Source organism: Rudanella lutea DSM 19387 (genome assembly GCF_000383955.1).
Lineage (GTDB): Bacteria > Bacteroidota > Bacteroidia > Cytophagales > Spirosomataceae > Rudanella > Rudanella lutea.
Map to the genome: position 1 here is coordinate 84,219 of NZ_KB913014.1, position 26,797 is coordinate 111,015.

General features: G+C 54.2%; 17 protein-coding genes. 4 read left to right on the forward strand and 13 right to left on the reverse strand.

Features of this window, described 5'->3' with window-relative positions; translation table 11 throughout:
* Window positions 1-523: 523 nt before the first annotated feature.
* Complete coding sequence (locus RUDLU_RS0126100; RefSeq protein WP_083940688.1) at window positions 524-7,324, reverse strand: BspA family leucine-rich repeat surface protein; 6,801 nt, start codon at window positions 7,322-7,324, stop codon at window positions 524-526.
* Between the two features lie 179 nt (window positions 7,325-7,503).
* On the opposite strand from RUDLU_RS0126100, the gene RUDLU_RS29940 reads away from it, so the two are divergent.
* The 4 genes from RUDLU_RS29940 to RUDLU_RS28420 all read left to right on the forward strand — a co-directional run bounded on the left by RUDLU_RS29940 (window position 7,504) and on the right by RUDLU_RS28420 (window position 11,249).
* Window positions 7,504-7,680, forward strand: a complete 177-nt coding sequence (locus RUDLU_RS29940; protein ID WP_157580832.1) for a hypothetical protein — start codon at window positions 7,504-7,506, stop codon at window positions 7,678-7,680.
* A 490-nt stretch (window positions 7,681-8,170) separates the two neighbouring features.
* On the forward strand, window positions 8,171-9,847 hold the full coding sequence (locus RUDLU_RS0126110; RefSeq protein ID WP_019991398.1) for a hypothetical protein: 1,677 nt from the start codon (window positions 8,171-8,173) through the stop codon (window positions 9,845-9,847).
* A gap of 97 nt (window positions 9,848-9,944) precedes the next feature.
* A complete protein-coding gene (locus RUDLU_RS0126115) occupies window positions 9,945-10,172 on the forward strand; it encodes a hypothetical protein (protein ID WP_019991399.1) in 228 nt (75 codons plus the stop codon).
* A gap of 141 nt (window positions 10,173-10,313) precedes the next feature.
* Window positions 10,314-11,249 carry an NAD-dependent epimerase/dehydratase family protein gene (locus tag RUDLU_RS28420; protein ID WP_019991400.1) on the forward strand — a complete coding sequence of 312 codons (936 nt, stop codon included), beginning with the start codon at window positions 10,314-10,316 and terminating at the stop codon, window positions 11,247-11,249.
* Here RUDLU_RS28420 and RUDLU_RS0126125 read toward each other — a convergent pair.
* The 12 genes from RUDLU_RS0126125 to RUDLU_RS0126185 all read right to left on the reverse strand — a co-directional run bounded on the left by RUDLU_RS0126125 (window position 11,209) and on the right by RUDLU_RS0126185 (window position 26,507).
* The gene (locus RUDLU_RS0126125; protein WP_019991401.1) at window positions 11,209-12,300 is read right to left on the reverse strand and encodes a flavin monoamine oxidase family protein; all 1,092 of its coding nucleotides are present in this window, start codon (window positions 12,298-12,300) and stop codon (window positions 11,209-11,211) included. The genes RUDLU_RS28420 and RUDLU_RS0126125 overlap by 41 nt on opposite strands.
* Before the next feature lie 238 nt (window positions 12,301-12,538).
* Window positions 12,539-13,567 carry a putative Ig domain-containing protein gene (locus RUDLU_RS0126130; protein ID WP_342663165.1) on the reverse strand — a complete coding sequence of 343 codons (1,029 nt, stop codon included), beginning with the start codon at window positions 13,565-13,567 and terminating at the stop codon, window positions 12,539-12,541.
* A 251-nt stretch (window positions 13,568-13,818) separates the two neighbouring features.
* Window positions 13,819-14,214 carry a hypothetical protein gene (locus tag RUDLU_RS28425; protein WP_019991404.1) on the reverse strand — a complete coding sequence of 132 codons (396 nt, stop codon included), beginning with the start codon at window positions 14,212-14,214 and terminating at the stop codon, window positions 13,819-13,821.
* Between the two features lie 71 nt (window positions 14,215-14,285).
* Window positions 14,286-14,540, reverse strand: coding sequence for a hypothetical protein (locus RUDLU_RS0126145; protein WP_019991405.1), 255 nt, complete (start codon window positions 14,538-14,540; stop codon window positions 14,286-14,288).
* A gap of 87 nt (window positions 14,541-14,627) precedes the next feature.
* Window positions 14,628-15,776, reverse strand: a complete 1,149-nt coding sequence (locus tag RUDLU_RS28430; protein WP_019991406.1) for a DUF7005 family protein — start codon at window positions 15,774-15,776, stop codon at window positions 14,628-14,630.
* Between the two features lie 3 nt (window positions 15,777-15,779).
* Entirely contained in the window at window positions 15,780-18,695 is a 2,916-nt protein-coding gene (locus RUDLU_RS0126155; RefSeq protein ID WP_019991407.1) for an NHLP bacteriocin export ABC transporter permease/ATPase subunit, read from the reverse strand.
* 11 nt (window positions 18,696-18,706) lie between these two features.
* Entirely contained in the window at window positions 18,707-20,899 is a 2,193-nt protein-coding gene (locus RUDLU_RS0126160) for an NHLP family bacteriocin export ABC transporter peptidase/permease/ATPase subunit (RefSeq protein WP_019991408.1), read from the reverse strand.
* 15 nt (window positions 20,900-20,914) lie between these two features.
* Window positions 20,915-22,177 (reverse strand): NHLP bacteriocin system secretion protein, encoded by a 1,263-nt coding sequence (locus RUDLU_RS0126165; protein WP_019991409.1) that lies wholly within the window; start codon window positions 22,175-22,177, stop codon window positions 20,915-20,917.
* Window positions 22,178-22,188: 11 nt separating this feature from the next.
* Window positions 22,189-23,766, reverse strand: a complete 1,578-nt coding sequence (locus RUDLU_RS0126170; RefSeq protein WP_083940690.1) for a TolC family protein — start codon at window positions 23,764-23,766, stop codon at window positions 22,189-22,191.
* A gap of 102 nt (window positions 23,767-23,868) precedes the next feature.
* Window positions 23,869-24,390, reverse strand: coding sequence for a cyclic nucleotide-binding domain-containing protein (locus tag RUDLU_RS0126175; protein WP_019991411.1), 522 nt, complete (start codon window positions 24,388-24,390; stop codon window positions 23,869-23,871).
* A gap of 107 nt (window positions 24,391-24,497) precedes the next feature.
* Complete coding sequence (locus RUDLU_RS0126180; RefSeq protein ID WP_019991412.1) at window positions 24,498-25,151, reverse strand: helix-turn-helix transcriptional regulator; 654 nt, start codon at window positions 25,149-25,151, stop codon at window positions 24,498-24,500.
* Between the two features lie 141 nt (window positions 25,152-25,292).
* Window positions 25,293-26,507 (reverse strand): cupin domain-containing protein, encoded by a 1,215-nt coding sequence (locus RUDLU_RS0126185; protein WP_019991413.1) that lies wholly within the window; start codon window positions 26,505-26,507, stop codon window positions 25,293-25,295.
* Window positions 26,508-26,797: the final 290 nt, after the last annotated feature.

The following is a 26,797-nucleotide window of genomic DNA, read 5'->3' on the forward strand; positions in this document are numbered from 1 at the left end:
TGGCTTTATTACGTAAACGGAGCCATATCCGCACTCTAAGTTTCAAGCTTAACTTTCTTCTTTCGCGATATGGGGGCGGACAAGAAACCACAGTGGTACCCCTCTTGTCCCAAACGACCCAATATGCTCCCTTCGGCTCAACCCTTTTAGCGGCTCATTTGCGGAATTATCTTCACTTACCAGGTTACTATTTCGATCAACACCAGTAATACTGAACCTATCATTTAGATTTACGAAGTAAAGAGTATAGCCACTCGGTTTGGCTTGCCTCTGACTATAGATTAGTCAATAAAAAAATGGCACCTCCCCTACCCCTTTTGTTGAATACATTTCTTTCAACAAAAGGTTTTGTCAGCTTTGACTTGAGGCTTTAAAATTGGCTCAGTTTATACCAGAAAGCCTGACTAAAGAGCCAAATTGTGTTATAAAACACTACAACTTGGCTCTTTGGTCAGGCTTTCTTTATTTTCGAATGATCGATAAAATGGAGAGCACCCTAAAACGGAGGGGACTCCCCACTGAATTACTGGCGCACCACCTTTACCGTTTTGGTTCGGGTGGGCGTTGCTACCTGCAAGAGGTAGGTGCCCGCATTGTCGCCCAGCTGCACCCGCTGCCGGATGGGCTGCGTAGTAGGCGCTACCGACACACGGCTCACCGCCCGGCCCTGAGCCGAAATCACCCGCAGGTGCAGGGCCTCCCCGGCGGGGTTGGCAACCAGCACCTCCACCCAGCTTTCGGGAGAGGGGTTGCCCAACAGAACCACATCCAGTTCAGAGAGGGATTCACTGGCCACCCGCGCCGGTCGGCTACAGAAAGCGCCAAAGTCGAACATAAACGGTGTGCCCTCCACCCCGTTCTGACGCACCCGGATGGTCACCGGCTTGGGGTCAGCCCGCAGACCAGCCTCGATGATGCCGTTCACGCTCGTGGTCCAGCCCGTGATGCCGATGGCGAAGTACTCCACCGCCGAGCCGTTGCCGCCCGTGCGGCCAAAAGTGATGGCTCCTGTAGAGCAGTTATAGCTCACCACGGTAGCCGCCAGCGGTCCACTTACGGGTGGCGTTGCCGTGGTGCTGCCCGCTGGACTCACCGTCAAGACAAAGCTCGTGCTGTTGCTTAGCCCGCCCGCATCGGTGACCGTCAGGATGACCGTGCTCACACCCGTCATCGACGGTGTACCCGAAAGGGTGCCTCCGTTCAGGGCAAGCCCAACGGGCAAACCCGAGGCTGAAAGCACCAGACCCGTCGGTGTTTGGGCGTCGGTGAACACGCTGCCCACATTCAGGCTATAGCCCACGCCCACCGTGGCCGACTGGGGCCCGACCGCGTTAGCGACCGATGGGGCCGTGTTGGTGGGCGGTTGGGGGTTGCCTGCGCAGAAAGCGCCAAAGTCAAACACGAACGGCGTGCCCTCCACCCCGTTCTGACGCACCCGGATGGTGATAGGCTTGGGATCCAGCCGCAGGCCCGCTTCGACCACATGACTGGGGTTGGTGGTCCAGCCCGTCACCCCGATGGCCAGGTACTCGACGGGGCTCCCGTTGCCCCCGGTAAAGCCGAAGGTGATGGCCCCGGCGGGGCAGTTGTAGCTCACCAGGGTAGCGGCCAGGGCGCTGCCCGTGGGTGGCGGGGTGGTGGTTTGACTCGTCAGGGGGCTGACGGTGAGCAGGAAGCTGGTGCTGTTGGTGAGTCCGCCGGGGTCGGTGGCGGTGAGGGTGATGGTACTCACGCCCGACAGGGAGGGCGTCCCGGTGAGGGTGTTGCCGGTGAGGGCCAGCCCGGCGGGCAGGCCAGTGGCCGAAAGCACCAGACTCGCCGGCGTCTGGGCGTCGGTGAAGACCGAGCCCACATTGAGGCTGTAGCCCACACCGAGGGTGGCCGATTGTGGGCCGACGGCATTCGCGAGGGTGGGCGAGGTGTTGCCTCCCCCCCCGGCACAGGTGGCGCGGGCGTCCCAGCGTAGGGAGACGGTGATGCCATTCTGGGTAGCCAGGATGGTGAAGGGCTCTACGTTGGGGCTCTGGTTACGGATGTCCTGGGCGAGCTGGGTGTCGACCATAGCCGAGCAGGAGGTGGTGGGGGCGGTAATGCCGATGGCCGCGTAGGTGATGGGCGTGCCGTTACCCCCGCTGACGCGGAACTGAATCTGCCCGGTACTGCAGTTGTAGGCGGGCTCGAGCAGGGTGAGTGGCGTGCCGAGGGAGCTGGGGTCAGCCCCGCAGAAGACGGGCGGATTGAGGACGGTAAGGGTAAACTGGGCGGTAGCTGAGCAGCCGTTGGATGCCGTACTGGTAACCGAATAAACGGTTGAGCCGGTAGCCGACGTAGGGGGCTGGATGGCAGGGGTGGTGGCCCCGGTGTTCCACTGGTAGTTGGCCCCCCCGGTAGCGGTTAGGGTGACGCTCTGTCCCTGAGCAACGGCGGGTGCGGGAGCCGCGTTAATGGTCACGGATGGCGCGGTCGTGCTGCCGGTGACAGTGACAGTAGCCAGAGCAGAGCATCCGCCTGCCCCGGTGATAATCACCGAGTAGGTTCCGGGCAAGGAAACGGTGGCGGTATTGGTTTGGCCAGTTTGGCTAAGCCCTGGTCCGCTGAAGGCATAGCTAGCCCCTGCGGGTGCTGCAGTGAGTGTGACGGTCGGATTGCTACAGGTGAGGGTGCCCGAAGCCACGAGGGTGGCATTGACCGCATTGGTGGCGCTCTCGACGCTGGTGGTAGCCGAAGCCGTGCAGCCGTTGGCACTCGTGAGGGTCACCGAGTAGAGCCCCCCGGCCGAAACGGTGGCCGTGTTATTCAACCCGTTCTGGTTGAGCCCGTTCCCAGCGAACCGGTAAGTGCCTTGACCGGCAGGCGAAGCCGTCAGGGTAACGGTCGGATTGGCGCAGGTGACCGTGCCCGAAGCTGAAAGCGAGACGGTAGGTGGGGCTTTGTCTTCGCTGATAGAGACGGACGCCGAAGCCGTACAGCCGTTGGCGGCCGTGACGGTTACCGAGAAGGGGCCCGCCGTGTTCACCGTACGCGAAGCATTGGTGCTGCCATCCTCCCAGCGGTAGGTACCTCCACCGCTTGCCGTGAGCGTCGCGCTTGGGTTGGTGCAGGTAAGTGTAGCCGAAGTAGGGCTGATACCCGCTGTGGGGGGCGTGGTGTTTCCAGAGACAGTGACCGTAGCCAGAGCCGAACAGCCACCAGCCGCCGTGACCACCACCGAGTAAGTGCCCGCAGCCGACACAGTAGCCGTGTTAGCCGCCCCGGTCTGACTCAAGCCCGGTCCGCTGAAGGCATAAGCTGCCCCGGCTGGTGAAGCCGTAAGCGTCACGGTGGGGTTATTGCAGGTGATGGTGCCCGATGCCACGAGGGTGGCATTGACGGCATTGGTGGCGCTCTCGACGGTGGTGGTGGCAGTTGCCGTACAGCCGTTGGTTCCGGTGACGGTGACCGAGTACAGACCCCCGGCGGAGATGGTGGCCGTGTTTGCTGTTCCAGCCTGATTCAGTCCCGGCCCGGCAAAGCGGTAAGTGCCCTGTCCGGCGGGTGAGGCCGTGAGCGTGACGGTGGGGTTGGCGCAGGTGACCGAGCCGGATACTGAAAGCGAGACGGTGGGTGGGGCTTTGTCTTCGCTCACGCTGACCGACATGGTGGCTGTGCAACCGTTGGTGGTGGTAACCGTGACCGAGTAGGTACCGGCAGCCGACACGCTGATTAGGGCTGTCGTGGCTCCACTGTTCCAGCGGTACGTGCCTCCACCTGAAGCGTTTAAGGTAGCCGTAGGGTTTGCACAGGTAATCAGGGTAGTTGAAGCGGCAATATTGGCCGTAGGCGGGGTCGTGTTTTCTGTCACGATGACGGTGGCCAGAGCCGAGCAGCCGCCTACCCCGGTGACGACCACCGAGTACGTACCGGCCGTTGAGACAGTTGCGGTGTTGGCCACTCCGGTTTGATTGAGGCCTGGCCCACTGAATTGGTAGCTCGCTCCGGCAGGTGCGGCTGTGAGGGTCACCGAGGGAGTGGTACAGGTGATGGTGCCCGAAGCAACCAGGGTAGCATTGACCGCATTGGTGGCACTTTCGACCGTTGTAGTTGCCGCAGCCGTGCAACCATTCGCACTCGTGAGGGTGACGGTATACCCCCCCCCAGCCGTAAGGGTGGCGGTGTTGTTTGTCCCAGTTTGGTCTAGTCCCGGCCCGCTGAATCGGTAGGTGCCTTGTCCAGCCGGTGAAGCCGTCAGGGTCAGGCTGGTCTGGGCGCAGGTAAGCGTGCCCGAAGGCCCTGCCGATAGGGAAATAGTGGGTGGAGCTTCCACGTTGAGGGTAGTCGTGGCCGAAACGGTCGTTCCATTGGTCTCAATGATGAGTGTGAAATTTTGTTCACCCGACCCTGCTGCCGTGAACGTCCGGCTGAAGCTCGTCCCTGAAGTTGTGCCACTGATGGGGCTGCTGCCGTTGGTGAGGGTAAAGTTGTAGGTGCCACTCACGTTGCCTACCGTGGCGGTGAAGGTAGCCGTGCTGCCCACGCAGACGGTGGCCGCCGTGGGTGCCAAGCCCGCCAACGTGGGCGCGGGTGGGGCGTTGACCGTGACGGTTACGCTTGTCTCGCTCCGGCAACCCGACGCATTCATACCCGTAACGGAGTAGGTGGACGTGCTGGCGGGCGTGGCCGTGAAGGGGTTAGCCGTGCTGCCGCCCGTCCACGTGTAGCTGGTTGCCCCCGATGCGGTGAGGGTGAGGGTCTGCCCGGCGGTGATGGTGAGCGAAGGGCTGGCGGTGATATTCAGGCTGGGGACAAGACTTGCATCCCCGGAGATGGTCCAGCCTTTGGGCCCCGTCAGATTGGCCCTGTCTGCCGCTGATGTACAGTACTGCCGACCAGTGGCCCCCAGATTCCGGCCCGTGACCGTACCGGAGTTGAAGCCCGTTAGGGTGGCATCGTAATTGGCCACGCTCATGCCGCAGTTATCCAGCATATTGGCCAAATTGACGGCGGGATTCAGACGGGTTCCCCAGGCTCCTAACGATTGATTGAAAGCACTGGCTCTCAAAAACATCAGACTCATATCCGTAACCTTAGCCATATTCCACGAACCGATGGGTTGATTGAAAGCACTGGCCCCATTAAACATCGCATACATATTCGTCACGTTGGCCGTATTCCACGAACCGATGGGTTGATTGAAAGCTCTGGCTTCAACAAACATTAAACTCATGTCAGTAACATTAGCCGTATTCCACGAGCCGATGTTTTGATTAAATGCCGTTGCCTGGTAAAACATCGCATACATATTCGTAAGATTGTCCGTATTCCACGAGCCGATGTTTTGATTGAAAGCACTGGCCCCATAAAACATGAAACTCATATCCGTCACCTTGACCGTATTCCACGAGCCGATGTTTTGATTGAAAGCACTGGCTCTATAAAACATCCCATTCATAGTAGTAACGTTGGCCGTATTCCACAAACCGATGTCTTGATTGAAAGCACTGGCCCCATTAAACATCGAATTTATAGTAGTAACGTTGGCGGTATTCCACGAGCCGATGTTTTGATTGAAAGCACTGGCTCCAGAAAACATGAAACTCATATCCGTCACCTTGACCGTATTCCACGAGCCGATGTTTTGATTGAAAGCACTGGCATTCGTAAACATCTGGAACATAATAGTAACATTGACTGTATTCCACGAACCGATATTGGCCGGGCCATTGAGTGAACTACAACCCCGGAACATATAACTCATATCACTAACACCGGCCAAATTCGGCACATCGCTGGCCGAAACGGCCAGCTGATCACACCCGTAAAACGCAGCGTTCATCGACGTCCAGCCTACCGTACCCCACTGTCTTACATCGATCAACCGGCTTCGGTCGGTGCCATTGCTGATTCTGATGCGTTGGAAATTAGCCGGGGCAATGCTCAGGTCAATGGTGGCCCCGGCGGGCAGGCCGACAATGGTGGCCGTTGAGCCCGTAAACGTACCCGAACCCGACGCCGATCCTGGCGAGACTTCCTGCCAGGTGTAGTTGACCATGCCGGAGGTGGCTACCCCAAACGTTAATGAGGTTGGCCCTGAGCCCCCCGTGGCCAGGTTCCAGCGGGTGATGAAGGGGCTGCCCGTGACCGTGACGGTTACGCTCGTTTCGCTGGTACAACCCGATGCGTTCGTACCTGTGACTGAGTAGGTGGTGGTGGTGAAGGGTGAGGCCGTGATGGGGTTGCTTGTACTTCCGCCCGTCCAGGTGTACGACGTACCACCCGATGCTGTGAGCGAGAGAGTCTGCCCGGCGGTGAGGGTGAGCGAGGGGCTGGCGGTGATGGTCAGGCTGGGGACAAGACTCGCATCCCCGGAAATGGTCCAGCTTTTGACCCCCGTCAGATTGGCCCGGTCTGCCGCCGACGCACAGTACTGCTGACCGGCGGCCCCCAAATTCCGGCCCGTTACCGTACCGGAGTTGAAGCCCGTCAGGGTGGCATCGTAGTTGGCCACGCTCATGCCGCAGTTATCCAGCATATTGGCTAAATTGACGGCGGAATTCAGGCGGGGTCCCCAAGCCCCTAATGACTGATTAAACGCACTGGCTCCAGAAAACATCTGGAACATATCCGTAACCTTGTCCGTATTCCACGAACCGATGTCTTGATTGAACGCACGGGCAAACCGAAACATCCCAGACATATTCGTCACATTGGCGGTATTCCACGAACCGATGTTTTGATTGAACGCACTGGCTCCCGAAAACATCTGATTCATATTCGTCACGTTGGCCGTATTCCACGAACCGATGTTGGCCGGACCATTAAGTGAAGTACAATTTAGGAACATACCACTCATAGTAGTAACACCGGCCAAATTGGGCACATCACTTGCCGAAACAGCTAACTGATTACAGCCTAAAAAAGCACCGTTCATCGACGTCCAGCCTACCGTGCCCCATTGTCTCACATCGATCAACCGGCTTCGGTCGGTACCAGCGTTGATGCGGATGCTCTGGAAATTGGTCGGCGCAATACTCAGGTCGATGGTGGCCCCGGCAGGCAGGCCGCTAATCGTGGCCGTTGCCCCCGTAAAGGTGCCTGAGCCAGACGACGCTCCTGGAGAGACTTCCTGCCAGGTGTAGCTCACCGTGCCGGAGGTGACTACTCCAAAACTCAACTGGTTTGCCCCTGAGCCTGCCGTGGCCAGGTTCCAGCGGGTGACGAAGGGCGTCTGCCCCTGCACCGTGAGGGCGAGTAGCAGCAACAAACCCGAAAAGGCCAGTTTGTAAGAGGAGATTCCGCAAGGAGGAGTGGTCAGAGGCCAGAAAAGAGAGGTAGAGGATAAACGCATAGGATGGAAGGAGTTGATGGAAAAAAGTTGCAAGACGACTCAACACGGGCTCAAACGAGGTTGAGATTTGTTCGGATAGAGTGGACTATTTTCATGGGGGTAAAAAATAAGACTGCATTCTGGCGGTATGGGCACATCGGCACTCGATACCACCCGAAACGAGTTGGTTTCAAAAAGGAATGAATTATGGATTTTTGCTGGCTCCGATGCCTTCCCCATTAGGGCAGCTTTACGACACCGATACGCTGGCTACGGGTGGATGTTTGCACTCGCAGTACCTACCCTACGCGCAGGGCAATGGGCAGTTCTTCATCCACCCGCTTGGATGCTCAGCTCGTCCCCATCGGTGGGGGTGAGGGGGCTCTTGTGATGGGTTAGTCGGGTGTGTTGGGCCAGTACGGGGCCAGTGAGAAGAAGGACGCAAACAAATCGTAGAAATGTCTTCATGGAAGGCGTGAAGAGGGTAGGTTAAAAAACGAGAAACGTACAGGGGAGCCAAAAGTGGGGCAAAATCCTGGGCAGGCGGACAGGATAGATAAGTGGCTGCCAGCAGTCTCAACGGGTGAAGATTGACCCAGTTGAAGCGAAGAATGAGAGGTGCATGAGTGGATGGTTAAGTAGTAAGGCTACCCAAATGAACTAGTTTTATTAGTGTAATGCAAGTGACATGTCCATTTATTTGTGAATTGGCGACCAAAATATACTATGGGGTTAGTATTTGTGTATATCAATAACTTATATAGGGCAAGGAGGAGATGATCAATAGAATTGGGGGAGTGGCTTCTTTGTTCAGGGTAATACACCACCATGTACCTGTCGTTTCAACCTCCGCCAATCAGTTCGTCCATGTTTCTATCCAATCGCAACTTCGTGTTTACTTGCCTGCTTACCTGTTTCACGCTGATAACCTCGTCGGTCGCCGTATTGGGGCAGTCGCAGACCCCGCCCGATAAAGTCGCCATCACCTCCTCCGATGGGCCAACCCGCGTGCAGGTCGGCGAAAACGGTGTGCTTCAGATAAACGTTGCTCCCAAAGACGCCCGGGCGATACAGAAACGGGGCTGGGTTCGGTATGCCGACTTTGGCGCGCGGGGCGATGGTAAAACGGACGATATCGACGCCATTGCCGGCGCCCACGCCTACGCTAACGCGCAGGGCCTGCCGGTCAAAGCCGATGCCGGGGCTACGTACTACATCGGCCCCAAAGACCGGACGGCCGTGATCCGGACCGATACTGATTTCGGAACGGCCAACTTCATCATCGACGATACCGAGGTGCAAAACCGGAATGCCGCCGTGTTTCTGGTTAGCTCCATGCTGCAGCCGTTTAAGCTGACGGGTATCACATCGCTCAAGCGGAATCAGGCCATCATTGAGGCCGCCCTACCCGGCCCCTGCCTCATCACCGTGACCGACTCGCACGTGAAGCGCTACATCCGCTTTGGGCTGAATCAGAACAATGGCGCGTCGCAAACCGACATTTTTATGGTCGATAAAGCGGGTCGGGTGGATATGAACGCGCCCATCATCTGGGATTTCGACCAGATCACCGACATCAGCGCCCTGCCCATCGACGAAAAGCTGCTCACGATCACTGGCGGGCGCTTCACGACGATTGCCAACCAGGCCGAGTCGAAATACACCTACTACAACCGGAACCTGACCATCAAACGCTCAAACGTGGTGGTCGACGGGCTTCAGCACCGCATTACGGGTGAGGGCGAGCACGGAGCTCCGTATGGCGGGTTTCTGAACATCGGCGATTGCGCCTACGTAACCGTTCGGAACACCGTGCTGACCGGTCACAAGGTGTATAATACCATCGGCGCTGCCGGTAAGCCCGTGTCGATGGGTACGTACGACATCTCAGCCAATCGCGCCCTCAACGTGTCGTTTATCAATTGCAGCCAAACCAACGACATCAACGACCGCGCATACTGGGGCATCATGGGCTCCAACTTCTGCAAGAATATGGTCTACGACCGCTGTGTGTTTTCGCGGTTCGATGCGCACATGGGCGTAGCCAATGCCACCATCCGCAACTCAACGCTGGGCCACATGGGCATCAACGCGATCGGCAGCGGCACTCTGACCGTCGAGAACAGCACCATTCGCGGGGGTACCCTCGTGAATCTGCGCTCCGATTACGGCAGCACTTGGCAAGGGGAGTTTGTGATTCGCAACTGTGTGTTTGTGCCCTCGGGCGGCCGGTCGGTGAGTGCGTCGCTTATTGGTGGTTCGTATGCGGGCGACCACGATTTTGGCTACACCTGCTACATGCCCGAGCGGATTCGGATCGAAAACCTGCGGATTGAGGACGGTAACCATCCCGACAATTACGCCGGACCAGCGATTTTTGCCAATTTCAACCCCAAGCTGAAAGACGAAACCTATCAGGAGAAGTTTCCGTACGTGAAAACCAAAGAGGTGATTCTACGGAACGTAACTACCGCAAGCGGCAAACCCCTGCGCACGAGCGAAAACCCATTTATGTTTAAGGATGTTAAAGTAGATGTTAATTGACGGGTTGGGGTTATGCCAATCAGTTCAACAACTCCCGACACAAACCCGTTAAGGAGTTAATAGCTTTAAAGCTCCGTTTTCGTTATCTTAGTTTTGTATGGCAACGCTAACCAACAGACCAACCGATCGGATTACACTCCGAATAGACCCCAGTCGCAAGTCTGAGTTTTTGCGGATGTTAAAACTATTTGATTTTGTGGAGGTTGAGCCGCTGGAAAAACAGGTGAAACAGTACGTTAAAGATGCGCCTAAGGAAGTCCCGTTGACCGATGAGGACATTCAGGCTGAAATCAACGTGGTGCGCCGAGCCAGGAAGCGGTTATGAACATCGCTTTTGATGCCAACATCTGGGTTTGATCGTGATTTACTTGTACTGGAACGCTGGCAACAGACGGAATTGATCTCGTTCAGCCAGTTTGAGCAACTTGTCGCGAACCTCCTGAATACCTAATTTTCAATACCGACTATGCGCTTATTTTTTACCGGCGGATCCGGAAAAGCCGGCAAGCACGTGATCCCGTACCTGCTCGAACAGGGACATACCGTGATGAACGTCGACCTCACCCCGCTGAATCATCCGGGTGTGTACAATCTGAACGCCGACATTACCGATTCGGGCCAAATGTTCAACGCCATGACTTCGTACGCCGGGCTCGACGAGCTGGAACCCGGTACCGGCGTCCCCAAATTCGATGCCGTTGTTCACTTTGCCGCCGTGCCCCGCATCCTGATCAAACCCGACAATGAGACGTTTCGGGTGAATACCGTCGGTACGTACAACGTGATCGAAGCGGCTGTGAAGCTGGGCATCAAAAAAGTAATCATTGCATCGTCGGAAACTACCTATGGCATCTGTTTTTCCGATGGGCAAACCGATCCTAAATCGTTGCCGCTGGAAGAAGATTACGACGTCGACCCGATGGATAGCTATGGTCTGTCGAAGGTAGTAAACGAGCAAACCGCCCGGGCATTTGCGCGTCGGTCGGGGATTGACATTTACGCCCTGCGCATCGGAAACGTGATTGAGCCGCACGAATACGCCGAGTTGTTTCCGCACTATTTTCGGCACCCCGAAGTGCGACGCCGGAATGCGTTCTGCTACATCGACGCGCGCGACCTGGGGCAGATCGTCGATTTGTGTTTGCAAAAAGATGGTCTCGGCTTTCAGGTCTTCAACGCCGGCAATGACCACAACGGGGCCGTGATCCCGACCAAAGAACTGGCCGAGCGGTTCTTCCCCAACGTGCCCCTAACCCGCGCCATGGGCGAACACGAAGCCCTGTTTTCGAACCGCAAAATCCGCGAAGTCCTTGGCTTCAAAGAAAAGCACAACTGGCGCAACTATGTGCCAGTTACGCCCTTTACGCACACAACACCGACGCCAGCCGACGGGATGAAATAACCGCCCCTTCCATGTAGCCGGGCGACTCGGTGGCCGTTTCGGTGCCGCCCAAAAACAGCTTTCCGTTCAGGTACGACTGCTGAAGTAGCGGATGTCCATTGTTCTGATGGGGCCGATTGAAGTAGGGAGAGCCCGATAACACAAATTCATCGTTCCATACCTTGTCGAAATAGGCGGTGGGTTGAAGAGCCTCCGGACCGAACAGGTCGCCAAGTTGCCGCAGCACCAGTTCCTGCCGCAATTCGGGGCTGTACGCGGCTGCCCCGCTGTTCAGAAACCCCGTAAAGCCGTATCGTTGCCCATCGGCTGAGGTATGGTCGTACATCTCCACCACGATGCCCGCATGGCTGTAGAGCATACCCGAATACCCTTCGGTTCGCCAGAACGGACGGGTATACTCAAGCACAAACTTAATCGACCCGGCCATCCAGGTCTGTACCGTTGGCAGCAGCGCCAGGGTGTCGGGCGGCAGCGCGGGTGTCACCTCAATCTGTGCCCCCATTAGCTGCGGGGGCAAACAAACTACGGCCTGATCGGCCTTATACGTTCGTCCATCGGCCGTTTCAACTACCACGGCTGGCCCGTCTTCCCGAATGCCCGTTACCGATGTGTTCAGGTGAATGGATTGCGGGTCGAGCCGCTCCGCGAGGGCCTGAATGAGCGCACGGGTGCCGCCCGCCAGCCGAAACGAGGGTGACTCTGAAGCCGGTACGAAGAACCGTTGCGGAGGCTCAAATGATTTGGTCTGGAATAAGGTGACGCCTTCCGAAACCTGCGGGAATGAGGTCAACTCCAGTTCGTCAATCAGTTGTAGCAGGCTAGGGTGCCGGTCGGAGAACCAGGTTGCCCCCAGCTCCAGGGGTGTCGAGCGCGGGCCTTCGACCGTGTGAATCCGGCCTCCCAGCCGGGCTGAGGCTTCGAGCAGGGTTACGGATATAGGCTGCGTTCTGAGCCAATAAGCCAGACATATCCCGCTCAGACCACCGCCCACAATAATGACATGTTTCGTCGATTCCATCCGGCAAAAGTACCCAATCTGCGTCGACTGCATTCCAATTTAACAAAGCAGATTGGCCCGCGGATGCCATGAATGGGGCCGGTATGCACGGATAAACTACCGAAGATAACTACTTCCCGTCGGGCGATGGCAGGCAATAAACCCAAAGAGGTCATTTCCCTTGTGTGGACGAGAAGTTTAGACAAACAGCCCACAGGTTAATCAATAAACCCGTCGCCCAATACACGGCATTGGACAACGGGTTATCGAAAGAAGTGGGATCAGAGAAATCTTACTGCCGAATCACTTTCACCGTTTTGGTGCGGGTGGGCGTTGCGACCTGCAAGAGGTAGGTTCCCGCATTGTCGCCCAACTGAACACGCTGCCGAATAACTTGACTCGTCGGAGTCACTTCCTGACTGTTCAGCAGACGGCCCTGAGCCGAGATCACCCGCAGGTGCAGAGCCTCACTGGCAGAGTTGGCCACCTGCACCTCTACCCAGCTTTCGGGAGTCGGGTTACCCAGCACTATTACCTCTAGTTCAGACACCGTTTCCGCAGCCACCCGCACGGGTCGGCTACAGAAGGCCCCGAAGTCAAACACGAAGGGCGTGCCCTCTACCCCGTTCTGCCGCACCCGGATGGTGACGGGCTTGGGATCAGCCCGCAACCCGGCCTCGATCATGCCATTCGCGTTGGTGGTCCAGCCGGTGGTGCCGATGGCGAAGTACTCCACCGCCGACCCGTTGCCGCCCGTTGACCCGATGACAATCGCTCCGGTTTGGCAGTTGTAGCTCACCACGGTGGCCGCCAATGGCCCGCTCACGGGTGGTGTAGACGTGGTGCTACCCGCCGGGCTGACGGTGAGTTGGAAGCTCGTGCTGTTGCTCAGTCCACCGGGGTCGGTGGCAGTCAAGGTCACTGTGCTCATTTCCGAGGTAGAGGGCCTACCTGTGAGGGTGCTGCCGTTCAGGGCCAGTCCGGCGGGCAGGCCCTGAACGGCAGCACCAGACCGGTCGGGGTTTGAGCGTCGGTAAACACGCTGCCCACATTCAGGCTGTAGCCCACGCCCACCGTGGCCGACTGGGGCCCAACGGGGTTCGCTACCGCCGGAGCCGAGTTGGGGGGGAACCACTGTGTGGCTACCCGTTGAGCTGACGGTGAGCACGAAGCTCGTACTGTTGCTTAGTCCACCGGGGTCAGTGGCGGTTACCATTACGGTGCTCACACCCGACAGGGAAGGAGTACCGGTGATTAGGTTACCTACAAGCGCCAGTCCGGCGCGTAAAGATAGCGCAACCCTTTGGCCTTCGTCACGTATGAGATGTTGCGGTTAACTAAATCTGACCAGGCAGTTATGTCAACTTATTATTAGTTTGTGCAGTTTGTTAAGGCGTAATATCCAAAATGGGTATTATGCTCAGAAGGGGTACATCAATGGCCAACCAGTAATACAACGTGAGCAATGGAAGCTGGCTGCCCTCCCATTAAATTCGTACAGGGGTCAGATGGTGTGAAAGTAGTGTTCGCACCATCTGACCCCTGCTTTACAGTCTTTTGCTTTGTTCGGGATTACACCGCCATGGCTTCCCGGGTGCGCACGTTTCGGACAATTTCGTCGCAGCTGGCGCAGGCAGTAGCCCCCTGCTGATGAAACCAGCGGCAACGTTCGCGGATGGAGCAGACTACCAGGGAGGCTTCAGCTTTTCGGTTCATGCCATCGACAATCCTGACCACCAGCCCGCAGCCCGTACCTTCGCCGGTCCAGTGGCCGCAGCCGTTTTTGATGCAGTTGCTGGCGAACCGAAACCGTTCCTCAGGTACACGCCCCTGCCGTGCAGTTTCTACAAACGTTTTGTCGACAATTATCGGCTCGTCAAGATATTCTATATGACCCGCTGCGTTCTGAACACCGAAGAGTTTAGCACCGGGCTTTGCAATTGAGCTGGGGCAGAGAAGGGAGGCCATAATCTGAGTGAGGGTCGAGCGAGTCAGGCACCAGCGAAGTCGGTTTCGTATGGTGCCTGATTCGACGTTAGTTAGAGTGAGATCGTACCCGGAAGCGGCATAACATCAGGCTCAGGCATCATACCGATGGGCATAATGCCGATGGGCTCAATGCCGATGATTGCTTTCAGATCCCCTCTACTCAGATCACCGCCACTAACTGCATCCAGGACATCGTCGGTCAATTGTCCTTCTTCGTCGATTTGAGCCAGCGATTTCATCAGTTCCTCCTGGGTTTCGGCTTCGTTGCGCAGGGTGTCAATCTTGTTGTTAATTGGCTTTTCCATAATTACTATGATCTATTTGGTTTGTGTTTAATTACGATTCAAAGGTCGGACGGCATCCTCCCGAAAGCTATAACAAGGGGTTGTACTTTAGTCAATCTGGTTATAAAGCAAACTCATCATCCGGTTCGTATAGGTTTGAAACAGTCGCTCCGGTCCATCCACCGAAGCCAGCACAGCCAGATCCGTCAGGCACAACGCATCCATTCGGCAAGCCCCATCGTGGGCCGAAAGCACCTCCCCTACCCGGGCATCGAAGCGGTCAATGGTGTCGATGGCGCGTTTGATGAGGCTTGTAAGCTGATAGAAGCTCTCCGTCGATAGTTGGGTATTGCCCACATAGTTTTCCAAACGTGCCCCGTTTCGGTAAGCCGGGTAGTTTTCCAGTCCCAGAAACGCCAGCATCCACTCCTTTCTGAAATGGCCTACCGCGTTGCAGATGCCCATGTAGTCGGCCACGAGTTCGTCGTGCAGATTGTTGGACGCCGAGCCAAACCGATTGAGGGTGTAGAGGTGCGTACATTCGTGGGCAAGCCGTATCGCCAGCGAATACGAGGCCCATTCGCTTGGGTCTACGCCGACCTGCTCAGCCGACACGTTGCTGTAGGGCTTGGTGCTCAGGATGATCAACTTATCCTTAAACAAACCGGGATTGGGCAGCACATGGCGGCTAAACTGTTCGTTCCAGCCTCCCAATGGATGGGTCGACTCCCATTGCGTTTTCAATTCGCGAATCCGTTCCCAATTATTAACTCCGTTGGCCAGCAGCGCCCCCATCGACGGGGGAACGGCCACCGGGTTATTTTTGTGGATAAGGCACCGAACGAGCCTGACAAAATCGTCGGCGTCGGGCACAATCAGAACCGGTACCGGACCGGCAATGCTTTCGTGGAGCGTCAGTCGCAGGGCTTCGGGCTGGTTTAGAGCTGGCGAAAGGTCGGCGTCTACTACGGGCGGCTTGCCTTTCAGCACGGCATCTATGTAGGCCTGCGTTTTGTTGATGCCTTCCACAACCGGAAAGTTCAGCTGCGGGTAGCACGTTCGCAGAAACGGAAACGCCTTATCCCCGGCCCAATCGGATGCGTGACTCTTCCAAAAGGCGATGGATGGTTCATTATCGGAAACGACTCCGAGGGAATTGTCCGCCGATCTGAACTTGTTCATGAAATAATCCTTCAGTTCTTCCGGCACCCCTTTGCCGGAGCCCTTCACAACGGATTCTGATGCGGTTGCTACCATGACTCAGGCGATTTGACGTTTGGCCAGCTGTGCAAACAGGCTATCCTTTTCCATGAGTTCGTCGTAGGTGCCTGACTCAACGATGGTCCCCTTATCGAGTACGTAAATGCGGTCGGCATTCTTGATCGTACTGAGCCGATGTGCAATGATAATCCGGGTTGCCTGAAGCTTATCTAAACTTTGCGTCACGGTATTTTGGGTTCGATTGTCCAGCGCGCTCGTGGCTTCGTCCATAAAGAGAAGGCGTGGTTTGTGGGCAATGGCCCGCGCAATCATCAGTCGCTGCCGCTGCCCACCCGAAAACGTACCGGCCCCCTCACTCACCACCGTGTGCATCTCCATCGGCATGTGCTTGATGTCCTCTTCCATACCGGCCATGCGAGCCGCTTCCCAGGCATCGTCTAAGGTTAGCTCCGAGTTGCCAATGATATTCTGAAAAATACTACCCGACATTAAGGCACCATTCTGCAACACAACGCCAATCTGCCGACGTACCAACTCCCGGTTCATCAGGTCGAATGAGTTGCCATCATAGTAAATGGAACCGGCTTCGGCCTGCTCAAAGCCCAGCAGTAATCGCATGATGGTTGATTTGCCCGAGCCCGAAGCCCCCACAAAGGCAACCATTTCGCCCGGCTTGATTTTAAACGTGACGTTGTTCAACACCAACGGCTGATCGTCTTTGTAGCGGAACGACACGGAATTCATTTCGATCTCCCCGGCCAGTTCGCCGGGATCAACGCTCTGATCGGCTGATTCGGTTTCCTCTTCCAGAATCGGCTTTACCCGTTCGTAAAGGGTGATTACATTCAGCGACGTAATCAGGGCCATGCTCAACCGCAGACTATCGTTCAGAAACTGATTGAAGGACGTAATGAACGCCATAAACACCCCGACGGATAACAGACCGGCGGCCGTGTTGGCCGTGGATACGGTGTAGTACAGGAACGCAAAAAAGAAGATGTTTGTGAATAGCGGGTACGATGCGTTAAATGCCTCTACAAAGTTTTGATACGTGCCCGAGTTAAAGCCCAGCTTTTTCAGAGTCGAAAACTTATCGGCCCACAGAGCAAACACACGCCGTTCGCCCCCTGTAATGCGGATCTTGGTAATGCCCGACAAAAACTCGAACAGAAACCCCTGAATCTGACCCTGATAGGTAGCTACCTCACGGTCATACTTGAGCTTCAACAAACCGATGACCGTCATAAACGCGGCAGCAAGCACGCCCAGCCCCACCCCTACCCACGCTAATTTACTGTCGTAATAAAAGAGGAGGAACAGGTTTACCGACGAAAATGCTCCGCTTAACACGGCCGTCATCAGGGTGCTGGAGATAATCTGCCGGATCGAGTTGATACTCAGCACCCGGTTAGTCAGGTCACCAGCGGAGTATTTTCTGTAGAACGTGACCGGCAATCGCAGCATGTGGTCCATCATGCCCGCCTGCAAATTGATACTCGATTTGGATTCGAGCCGAAGCCGCAGGGCACCCTCCACCAACTGAATGCCCGCTTTAACCAGGGCAATCATGATCAGGATCGCAAACACCTCCAGATGCAGTGACCGATCGGCCGTAGGCACCACGTCGTCGTACATAATGCCCGACAGAATCGGCACCAACAGACCAATTAAACTGCCGGCCAAAGCTGCCGTAATGAGCCACCTCGCGTCTTTTTCGACCCCTCTGATGGCAAACCGGAGCACCTTTTTCACCGAGCTCATCTTGCGGTCGAAGCCCGAAAAGAACATGTAGCCAATCGGTTCCAGCGTGGCGGCTACTTCATGGTTCACCACCGATTCGGCCCCGGTCGACAAGTTCTTCAGGACGTAGCTACTCGATGATTTCTGAAGGAGGGCCACGGGCGTTTTGTCTTCTTTAGTGAAGGCCAGCAACGGGCCATTCTCCGCCTTCCACCAGGTATCGCGCAGAATAATTTTGCGGATACGAAGCTTCGAGCTTTTGGCAATGAGGTGGAGTTGATTCGTGACGTTGTTCTGATGCGACTCAACGTATTTGGGTTCTTCGAGCGTAAAGCCAATCTGATCGCCAATTGCCTGACAGGTCCGAAACAGGAGATTTTGTCCCCGCGCGCGTTGGCCTGTGGCAGCCCCGGCCTCGACCGGATTCCCCGCCACGACCGACCTGATTTTACCCAGGGTGATTTCCAGCGCGGCCCGATCGTTGGCCTGTTTTACGGCCAGGTGATCGCTCTCTTCGACCTGCTGCGTTGTAATAGCCTCGTTGATCTGGCTATAAAAATAACGCTCTAACTTACTCAGGGCCAGCAGAAAATAGATCTCGTCCTGCAACAGGATTTCCCGCGTACTCAGCACGCGTACCACCGTATCCTTCGTTTTGGCTTTCAGCCACAGCTTGTTCGACACGGGAGCCAGAAAGTCCTGATACTCTTCATGGCTAACCTCCGTGCTTTCGGCATACAGGCTCACGGCTCCCTTCTGCAAATGAATCCAGTGGATGCCCGTCGACGGGAACGCCACCGTGTTGGCATCCAGTGTTACCTCACCAAATTGGTCGAGCGGTTTGTAAACGCGGGGTGCCTGCGTCGTGTTGAGGGCGGCAGCGGTTTTGGCAATCCACTTATTGATCATATTCTTCAAAAAGAAATGATCCACGTCGAGCAGCTTATTCTTATCAATGGCCAACAGGGTGGCCTCGCTGGAGAATACTAAGAGCCGGGTGTTTTCGGTAGTTGACTGGGGTAATAAGCTAAACAGTACCTCGCCTTTTTGGGCAGTGTATAGGTATTTGAGCCGGTGCTGATAATTGCCGGCCTCATCAATTTTGGTATAGAATAGATTGACCTCGCCCGAAAGCACCATCCAGAATGTTTCCGGGCTTTGGAGTACATACGGGCTTTCGGCACAGACGTATATCTTTTGATTGATAGCTGACATAAGAATACCGTTTATTTCGTCTCGATCAAATGGGCGTAGACGCCGTTTTTCTTCATCAATTCCGCATGCGTACCCCGCTCTACTACCTTGCCGTATTCCATCACAATGATCTCATCGCAATCAATGATTGTACTGAGCCGGTGCGCTACAATCAGGCACGTACAACCCCGCTTTTTAATGTTGTCCATCACGATCTTCTCGGCCGTGGGGTCCAGCGCGCTCGTGGCTTCGTCCATGATCAGAATCGACGGATTCGTGGCCAACGCCCGCGCTATCTCCAGACGTTGCCGCTGACCACCGCTGAAATTCGATCCCCCCTCCATCACCGAGCTATCGTACCCGTCTTTTCGCACGGATATGATGTCGTGAATAGCCGCATCGCGGGCCGACTGAATGATGTGTTTGTCGGGGATAGTCGAATCCCAGAAACTGATATTTTCTTTGATTGTCCCGTTGAAAATCAGCACTTCCTGATCAATCACCGCCAGCGAATTGGTAATCACATGCCGGGGGTATTCGCTCTTGGGCTTACCGTCAAACAAAACCTCACCACTCCACAGGGGGTACAAGCCGGAGGCAATCTTGGCCACGGTCGATTTGCCACTGCCCGACCCCCCAACCAGCGCCACCCGGCTTCCGGGCTTTACTTTCAGATTGAAATTCTCGATCAGCGGGGCTACCGTGGTGTTATACCCAAAGGTCACGTTCCGCATCTCGAAATAACCGACCAACTTGTTCTGGGCAGCCTCGGCCTGGTGGGTCGCTATGGCAGCGCTGCCTCTGAATTGTTCGTCGGTCTCATAATTCATCACGTCGTCGATGCGGTTCATGTCGCTTTCGGTTTCGTGGAGCATGGTACCCACGGCAATCAACTGGTTGACCGGCCCGATAAAGTTGCCCATCAGAAACGTGAACGATACCAGTGCGCCAAGGGTCATTTCGCCATCCATGATCCGCAACGCCCCCAGCCCCAGAATGAGGGTAGTGGTCAGGGATGTAATCAGGGGGGGCAACACGTTCAGCCGGATGGTAAGCCACCCTAATTGCTGCTGGGCGTTGGTGACTTTGGCTAAGTAGCCGATCCAGTTGGTGAAGAAGTCGTTTTCGCGACCCGACGCTTTGAGTGTTTCGATCATGCTGATGCCCGACGTTGTGGTACCCAGCAGTTTCCCGGTTTCGTTACTGAGCGTCCGGCTGCCATCTTTCCGAGCCCGCGACACGAACTTCAGGGCAATCACGTTCAAGGCGGCCATACCAATGCCGATCAGCGTGAGCGGCACATCGTAAGAGAACATCAGCATGGCATAAAACAGGACGATGATAACGTTCAGGGCCGCGTTGGCCAGATCGCCACTCAATAACCGGGCTACTTTGTCGTTGAGCGACACCCGGTTGCCAATCTCCCCGCTGTATCGTTGGGTAAAAAACGAAATGGGCAGATGAAAAACGTGCCACAGAAACTTACTGGAGGTAGCCAGGGCAAGCTTCGTTTCGAGCTTCAGCAGGTAATATTGCTGAATGTAGACCAACGCGGCATTTATGACCAACACGGCGCCCATAATCAGCAGCAGGGGCATCACAAAGTCGGCGTGGCCATTCACCAGGTACTTGTCAATGAATATTTTGATGAATGACGGAATCACTAAACCCGGCACAACCAGAAACAGGCTGGCCAGCAGAATATAAACGATACTCAGCTTGGAGTTGGAAATCCGCGACGCCAGCGACGACGCCAAGCCCCGTTTTTCGTTACCCTTTTCAAACTGCTCGGTTGGCTTAAACGTGAGCACTACCCCCGTGTAAGCCTCGTCGAACTCATCGTAGGTGACGCTGTAGCGGCCCTGGGCCGGGTCGCTCAGAAACACCTTGTTTTTGGTAAAGCCCTCCAGCACCAGAAAGTGGTTGAAGTTCCAGAAGATAATGGCCGGTGTCTCGATCTGCATCAGCTTCTCCATCGACTTGGCGTATCCTTTCGACTCTAGCCCGAACTGTTTGGCGGCTTTAATAATGTTGGTTGCCTTGAGCCCATCGCGCGATACCCCGCAGGCAATCCGGAGTTTTTCCAGCGGAACAAATTTACCAAAGTGCCCCAGCATGATGCTGAGCGCAGCTGCGCCACATTCGACGCTCTCCATCTGTAAGACCGTGGGGACTTTGACCGGGCCGGCCTGTTTCCCAATGGGAAATGTTGTCGTGGTTGCCATCTGGAAAACGCCGGATCAATACAGGTTGAAGAATTTCTTGAACGCGGGTACAACAATCGAAATGGGGTTCTCCTGCTTAACGGTGATCTGCCCCATGCACGTTGTGCCCTCTTTGATGGCAACGTCCGGCCCCTTGGCCGATGTCCACCGGAATCCACTGTGCGAGTCGGCGTCTTTCTCAAACTCAACGTGTACTTCAAACAGTGGCCCCAGGGCCAGCAGACCTTTGGCCAGCTGATCGTTTTTGACCGAGGTCATCATGCCCTGTTGCGTGATCGGAAAATCAGAAACGTAGGTAACCTTGCCTTTTATGAAGCCGTATTCCTGAGGTTGCACGGTGGAGGGCACCACGAAGGCTTCCATATTTCGCTTGATCTTCTTGCCATCCTGCGACGGAATGTACAACACCCCTTTCAGGCTGACCAATTGGCCATCCTGTCCGTTTTTGAGTTTGAACAGGGGCGTACCCGGCCCGACCATCACCCCGGCATCGGTCAGTACCTCCACCACTTCGCCACTGTACGAGCTGACAATGTTCGACTGGGTGTTGTAGCGCTCGGTCAGATACTGCAAGCTGCGCTCGGCTTCGGCAATCTGCTGCTGCTGAAACGTGACCTTTTGCTGCATGCCATAGCCCACGTCGTGCTGCCGGCTCGACACCTCGGCCAATTGTCCCTTCAGTCGCTCAATGGTATTTTGAGAGGCATCGATCTGTTGCTTTGTGTTGGCTACCTGCGCCTTTACGATCAACCCTTTTTCGAGCAAATTCACCTCCGATTCCAACTGGTTGGACAGAAACGACAGCTTCTTTTTCTCAGCCTCGATCTCACCCTGGATACTTACCCGATTCTGACTGATGAGTTCGCCCTCCAGCGCGGTTCCTTTGCTACCGTACGAAACGACCTTGTTCAGCTCGCTCTTTTTTTCGGCCACAACGGCCCGGGCGTTCTCGATCTGCTGCTGAAGATCGGGTTGCTGAATCGTAGCGATAACGTCACCTTTGGCCACCTTGTCGCCGATGCGTACGTTCAACTTCATCAGTTGCCCCTGCGCGGTGGCCACCACTTCGTGGACTTCACCCCCCAGCACGACCCCCGTAACGTTTAGTTTGGTACTCACCCGGCCAAAAACAGACCACGCGATACCCGTAGCCAGGGCGACAAATACGACCGAAAGGGTAATCCAGGCTTTCGGGCCGGTCACCTTGATTAATTGATCTAATTTTTCGGGTGTTGACAGCTTTTCTAAGGCTGACTTTCTAAAAAAACCTGCTGACATGGCTGTTTCGGTTAGTGGTTGGTTGGATCAGGAATTGTGTAAAACACGTTCTGATCAATGGTAAATCCGTTTGCATTGGCGCGAATCAACGTGCCGGTATCGTGCCGGAGGTTAATAATCGCAATGGCAAATTGCCGGTAGGCCTGCAAGTACTTCAGTTGTGCCGAGGTCAGGCGATCCTGAAACAGAATCAGGTTCAACATGGTCGTGAGGCCCGACTTAAACTTAATTTGCTCATTGTTGTACACATCCTGGTTGTAGTTCAGCACCTCCTCGGCTTTTTGAAGGCCCAGAACACTATTGTTCAGGTAGTTGAGGTCATTGCTGATGTCCAGCTCAAGGGTGCGCAGCAGGTTGTTAACCACTACGTTCTGATCGTTCATAGCCACGTAGCTCTTTATCCGATTACCCTTCGCCAGGTTGTTGTTGACGGGAAAGGTAAAGGTCAGTTTGGCCCCGGTACCCACGGTTCGTCCCTGATAATTGGAGAATGACGACAGGGCGTCGGTCATTCCGTTGCCGGTACTGATGCCCCCGTACGAAAAAAAGCCGGTCAAGTCCAACTGCGGCTTCACGTTGTTCTGGGCTAACTGATACTCCCGCTCCAGAGCTTCGTTACCCTGTTTTGCCGCCCGCAGATCGGCCCGTCGCTCCTTCGCTACGCGTACAAAATCGGCCTTCTCCAGATCAGGCCGGTACGCCGACCCCGCAATGCCTGGAAAATCGTTCTGGGGAATATCCAGCAGCAGACTTTCTTCCGTACTAAACCCGACTACCTTGCCGAGGTAGATTTTGGCTGCGTACAACTCCTGTTCGGCCATCAGCGTGAGCCGTTCCTGACTGGCTAAGTCGGCGCGAATCTGCACCAGATCACCTGCGGGCTTTTTATCACCCTTAATCAGCTCTTCGGTAACCGACAGCACGTTGCGGAGCCGGTTCTCACTTTGCTTGTAAATATCCAGGTTCTTATACGCTGCCGTGTAGCCCCAGTAGGCCGTTGCGATCTGCCACAGTTCGTACGAGTTGGCAAATTCATTGTTGCTTTTGGCGTTATCGACGTACAACGTATACGACCGTTCGAGTGCGGTGGTAACGCTGCGCCCCCGGCCCCGGAGCAGGGGCTGCGTCAGAGACAGGTTGAGGGTGCTTGCGTTGTTACCCAAAAACGGGTTGATCTGCTGGTTGTAGGCGTTAAGCGGATAATTGTTGTTCGTGAACCGATAGTTCATGCTTACCTCCGTCAACTGCCCCGTGCGGAGCCGTTGACGAATCCCCGCCGACAGGTTCAGTGTGTTCGACTTCAGGAGGCTGCTTTCCACCAGAGGGGCTCGGGGGTCGGCACCCGGCAGCACGTATTGATTGGTTTGAAGCAACAACTCGGAAAACGAATTCAGATCGAAAACACTCCGCTGAATCTGTAAATTCGACTCGGCACTCCGCACGGCGTATTCACTTCGAACGATGGTTGGGTTCCTGGACAGCGCACTCGATGCAATGTCGAGCAGGTTTGCCTTGATGGCTGTTTGCCCGTTTGCGTAGTGGTCTAGCCCCAACCAGAGCAGCCATAGCATGACGATAAAATGTCTCATTTTCTATGAATTGATCTTCTAACGTATACCTATATACGATATCCTAATTTGTCATTTATTTACGGACCCATGATGACCAATCACCGGAGCCAATGTGCCTGACTATACCTCCGAAAACCGGTGTAAGATTTTGGTAAACCGTGATCCGGCCTGGGCTACGCTATCGAGCACGCCCATCTCAACCATGTCTTCTTCTTCGGGATTGCCAAAGCCAAGCTGATCGGTCGTTTTCCGCAGACGATTGGAGAGAAACAGGGCCAAGGCATAGTAGAAGTTGGCCTTGAAGTCGGCGTTTGTCAGCATCCGGGCGCTGATCTTGTCGCGGGAGATCTGGAAAATATCGGAGGGTTTGGTAACGATCACCGACACCGACGGCGGCCGCGACTCCAGAAACGACATCTCACCAACCACCTCACCCGCTCCCAGGGTAGCAATGCACTCGTCGGAATTGGTAGTGGCGCACACCGCCAACTGACCCGATAGTACGATGTACAGACTATCAATAGCTTCTCCTTTGTTGATCAAACGGTCGCCCGTCTCCATGGACAGTTTGCTGCCATTCTGAAGCATCCATTCTACATCTCTGTCGTTCAGCTGGCCTAAGAAAAAAAGTGCTCGTTTCATGATTAATTTAGTTTATAGTATAGTCAGATCTTAAAGTAGTATGGGCAAATATATCGGGCGCATGACTGACAAAACTGTCAAAATATGGGTCAAATCGGACAGGCTTGTTACCGCAGCGAATGCAGCAACTCTTTCGGAGCTACATTGTATTGACAGGCAAACAACCTCGAGAAATAATGGACGTCGCTGTAGCCCACGGCATAGGCAATCTGAGAAACGGACTGCTGCACGTAACCGTCGATCAGCTGTTTTGCCCGGTGCAGACGCAATATTCGGATGTACTTGTTAGGCGTCAGAAACACCAGGTTCACAATCTTTCGGTGCAACTGCCGCTCGCTCACTGCCATCTTGTACGAGAGTTCGCCGAGGTCCAGGTAGTCCTGACTAATGTTATTATATACCTCTTTCTCAAGTCCCACCAGCCACTCCTGATCCACCTTCGCCACCTTTTGCGGGTTTACTTCCCCAGCACACATACTCCGCACGTTTTCATTCGACTCGTAAATGCCAAAAATCTCCGGGCGATGGTGATAGGTGACACTAAGGGACTTGGCTTTGGCTTTAGCCAGGATTTCTTCTACTATATCACTTATTTCTCGACTATTTCTGAAAATGATTTCCTCTATTTTGTCTTTGTCGTAGGTATCACTTTCTCTTCCCGCTTTTATGATACTCTCTAACGGACTTTTGATGTTTTGAGCAAGCTGTTCCAGGACGTTGGGTGAATTCCAGTTGATAGGTTGATTACAAATCGTATGCATATGAAATGTATGGTTGAAAATAAAACTATGTTTATTGTTTTTCTCAAATATGATCGAAATGTATTGATAACCATACGGACTGAGGCTGTTGTTGTCTTAACAATAGCCTCAGTGTATTCTATTCTCTATCAGAACGATAAACTAGCAAACGACCCTTAACAAGCCACCGCGAATCAACCGTTTAGCTAATTTTAGCTTGTTTTCAGCGCTCAGGAATGGAATATCATTCACCGAAAATGTTCCCTCCTGCTGAGCAATAAATGCGAGTGAATTTGCAATCTGAGAAGGGCCTTTAATAACATTACCCTGAAACGAAATCCTGGCTCCGGTAATAGTATTGCTTACGGTGGCACTCAATCCTTCCCTCCGGGAAAGCTGCGAGTCCAGGTTAATATGGTTGAGCTTGTTTAGGCTAGAAAAATGCCCGTCGGGTCTTGGCTGCTCTTTTGTTCGAAACTCTTCTCCTAAAATACTTAGGCAACCATTTATATTTTCTTTCTTGAATACCTGTTGAAGAATCGTGATGAAATTGAGTTCTGCGTCAGCTGAGAGTAGTTCACTATTGGGTGCATTCAAATAACCAATAGGAAGTGCTTGACGCAATTCTATATGCTTTTGACTCAAGCTTACCAATGCTTTGGAAATAAAATCAATCCACTGCGTAGAATGGACCCCGATAGTGATGTGCATTGACGACTGATCGGTGGTATATGCCTCATGTGGTACGCCACGCGGCATGTACAGTAGGTCGCCCGCTTTCATCGTAATCTCTCTGGCCCCACCCAGTTGCTCACGTTGAAAAACGGGTTGAAAGCTATGTAAGAGTGGAGTTTTAAAATAGGTGTCGTCGTACAAGATCCAGTGCTTTTCTCCAGAAATCTGCAAGGCGAAAACATCGTGTGAGTCATAATGAGGTGACAGCGCTTTTTCGTTTTCCGGCGTTAAGTAGAGGTTCGCAACCGCATTATGGCTTGTAAATTGACGAACGTTCTCGACAAGCATTTTGAGAGGGTCCCAATAATGTTGAATCTCGTTGATTACAATCGTATGACCGTCAGCATAAGCCGTATAAAGTTGATTCAAATTCAGACTTCCATCCTTGTTTTCATAAATGGTGGGATTCAAAGGCTGTTGGCTTTTAACCACTCGCAAGTTCCCCCCTTTCGGACGGTTATAGTCTAATACCTTATCTAAATCTGCGATTGAAAATAATGATGAAAAGAAATCAGGGTTATCTCTTTGGATATGTAAAACCTGTTTTTCCCAGTAATTGGCCTCAAAATCATGTAGACCTATTGGCTGAATCAAATCAGAGAAGTGTTTAACTGTGGCTCGTGTTTCAATATCGGTTTCCATCTGTAGCTAGCTTTAGGATAACTAAAAAGTATTATTATTACTAAAATTGTATAACTAATAGATAAATCTGGGAACACGCTAAACATCCCCTCCATTTACACCTCACAAGAAAACAACGGAGATCATTTTGATCATTAGTAATTTACTTTTTTGTCTTCGAAATCATGGTGATTACATTAACAAACAGTACAAGAACCCCTAATACAATGAATGCGTATCCTATTTTTTTATGGTTGTAGTAATGTATCAGCTGGTAACCAAAATACTCTAAGCCTATTCCGATCAAAATA

Excerpts from the sequence above, each read along its gene's own strand:
- RUDLU_RS0126100 (WP_083940688.1), bottom strand. The coding sequence starts at position 7,324 with ATGCGTTTATCCTCTACCTCTCTTTTCTGGCCTCTGACCACTCCTCCT.
- RUDLU_RS29940 (WP_157580832.1), top strand. The coding sequence starts at position 7,504 with ATGAATTATGGATTTTTGCTGGCTCCGATGCCTTCCCCATTAGGGCAG.
- RUDLU_RS0126110 (WP_019991398.1), top strand. The coding sequence starts at position 8,171 with ATGTTTCTATCCAATCGCAACTTCGTGTTTACTTGCCTGCTTACCTGT.
- RUDLU_RS0126115 (WP_019991399.1), top strand. The coding sequence starts at position 9,945 with ATGGCAACGCTAACCAACAGACCAACCGATCGGATTACACTCCGAATA.
- RUDLU_RS28420 (WP_019991400.1), top strand. The coding sequence starts at position 10,314 with ATGCGCTTATTTTTTACCGGCGGATCCGGAAAAGCCGGCAAGCACGTG.
- RUDLU_RS0126125 (WP_019991401.1), bottom strand. The coding sequence starts at position 12,300 with ATGCAGTCGACGCAGATTGGGTACTTTTGCCGGATGGAATCGACGAAA.
- RUDLU_RS28425 (WP_019991404.1), bottom strand. The coding sequence starts at position 14,214 with ATGGCCTCCCTTCTCTGCCCCAGCTCAATTGCAAAGCCCGGTGCTAAA.
- RUDLU_RS0126145 (WP_019991405.1), bottom strand. The coding sequence starts at position 14,540 with ATGGAAAAGCCAATTAACAACAAGATTGACACCCTGCGCAACGAAGCC.
- RUDLU_RS28430 (WP_019991406.1), bottom strand. The coding sequence starts at position 15,776 with ATGGTAGCAACCGCATCAGAATCCGTTGTGAAGGGCTCCGGCAAAGGG.
- RUDLU_RS0126155 (WP_019991407.1), bottom strand. The coding sequence starts at position 18,695 with ATGTCAGCTATCAATCAAAAGATATACGTCTGTGCCGAAAGCCCGTAT.
- RUDLU_RS0126160 (WP_019991408.1), bottom strand. The coding sequence starts at position 20,899 with ATGGCAACCACGACAACATTTCCCATTGGGAAACAGGCCGGCCCGGTC.
- RUDLU_RS0126165 (WP_019991409.1), bottom strand. The coding sequence starts at position 22,177 with ATGTCAGCAGGTTTTTTTAGAAAGTCAGCCTTAGAAAAGCTGTCAACA.
- RUDLU_RS0126170 (WP_083940690.1), bottom strand. The coding sequence starts at position 23,766 with ATGAGACATTTTATCGTCATGCTATGGCTGCTCTGGTTGGGGCTAGAC.
- RUDLU_RS0126175 (WP_019991411.1), bottom strand. The coding sequence starts at position 24,390 with ATGAAACGAGCACTTTTTTTCTTAGGCCAGCTGAACGACAGAGATGTA.
- RUDLU_RS0126180 (WP_019991412.1), bottom strand. The coding sequence starts at position 25,151 with ATGCATACGATTTGTAATCAACCTATCAACTGGAATTCACCCAACGTC.
- RUDLU_RS0126185 (WP_019991413.1), bottom strand. The coding sequence starts at position 26,507 with ATGGAAACCGATATTGAAACACGAGCCACAGTTAAACACTTCTCTGAT.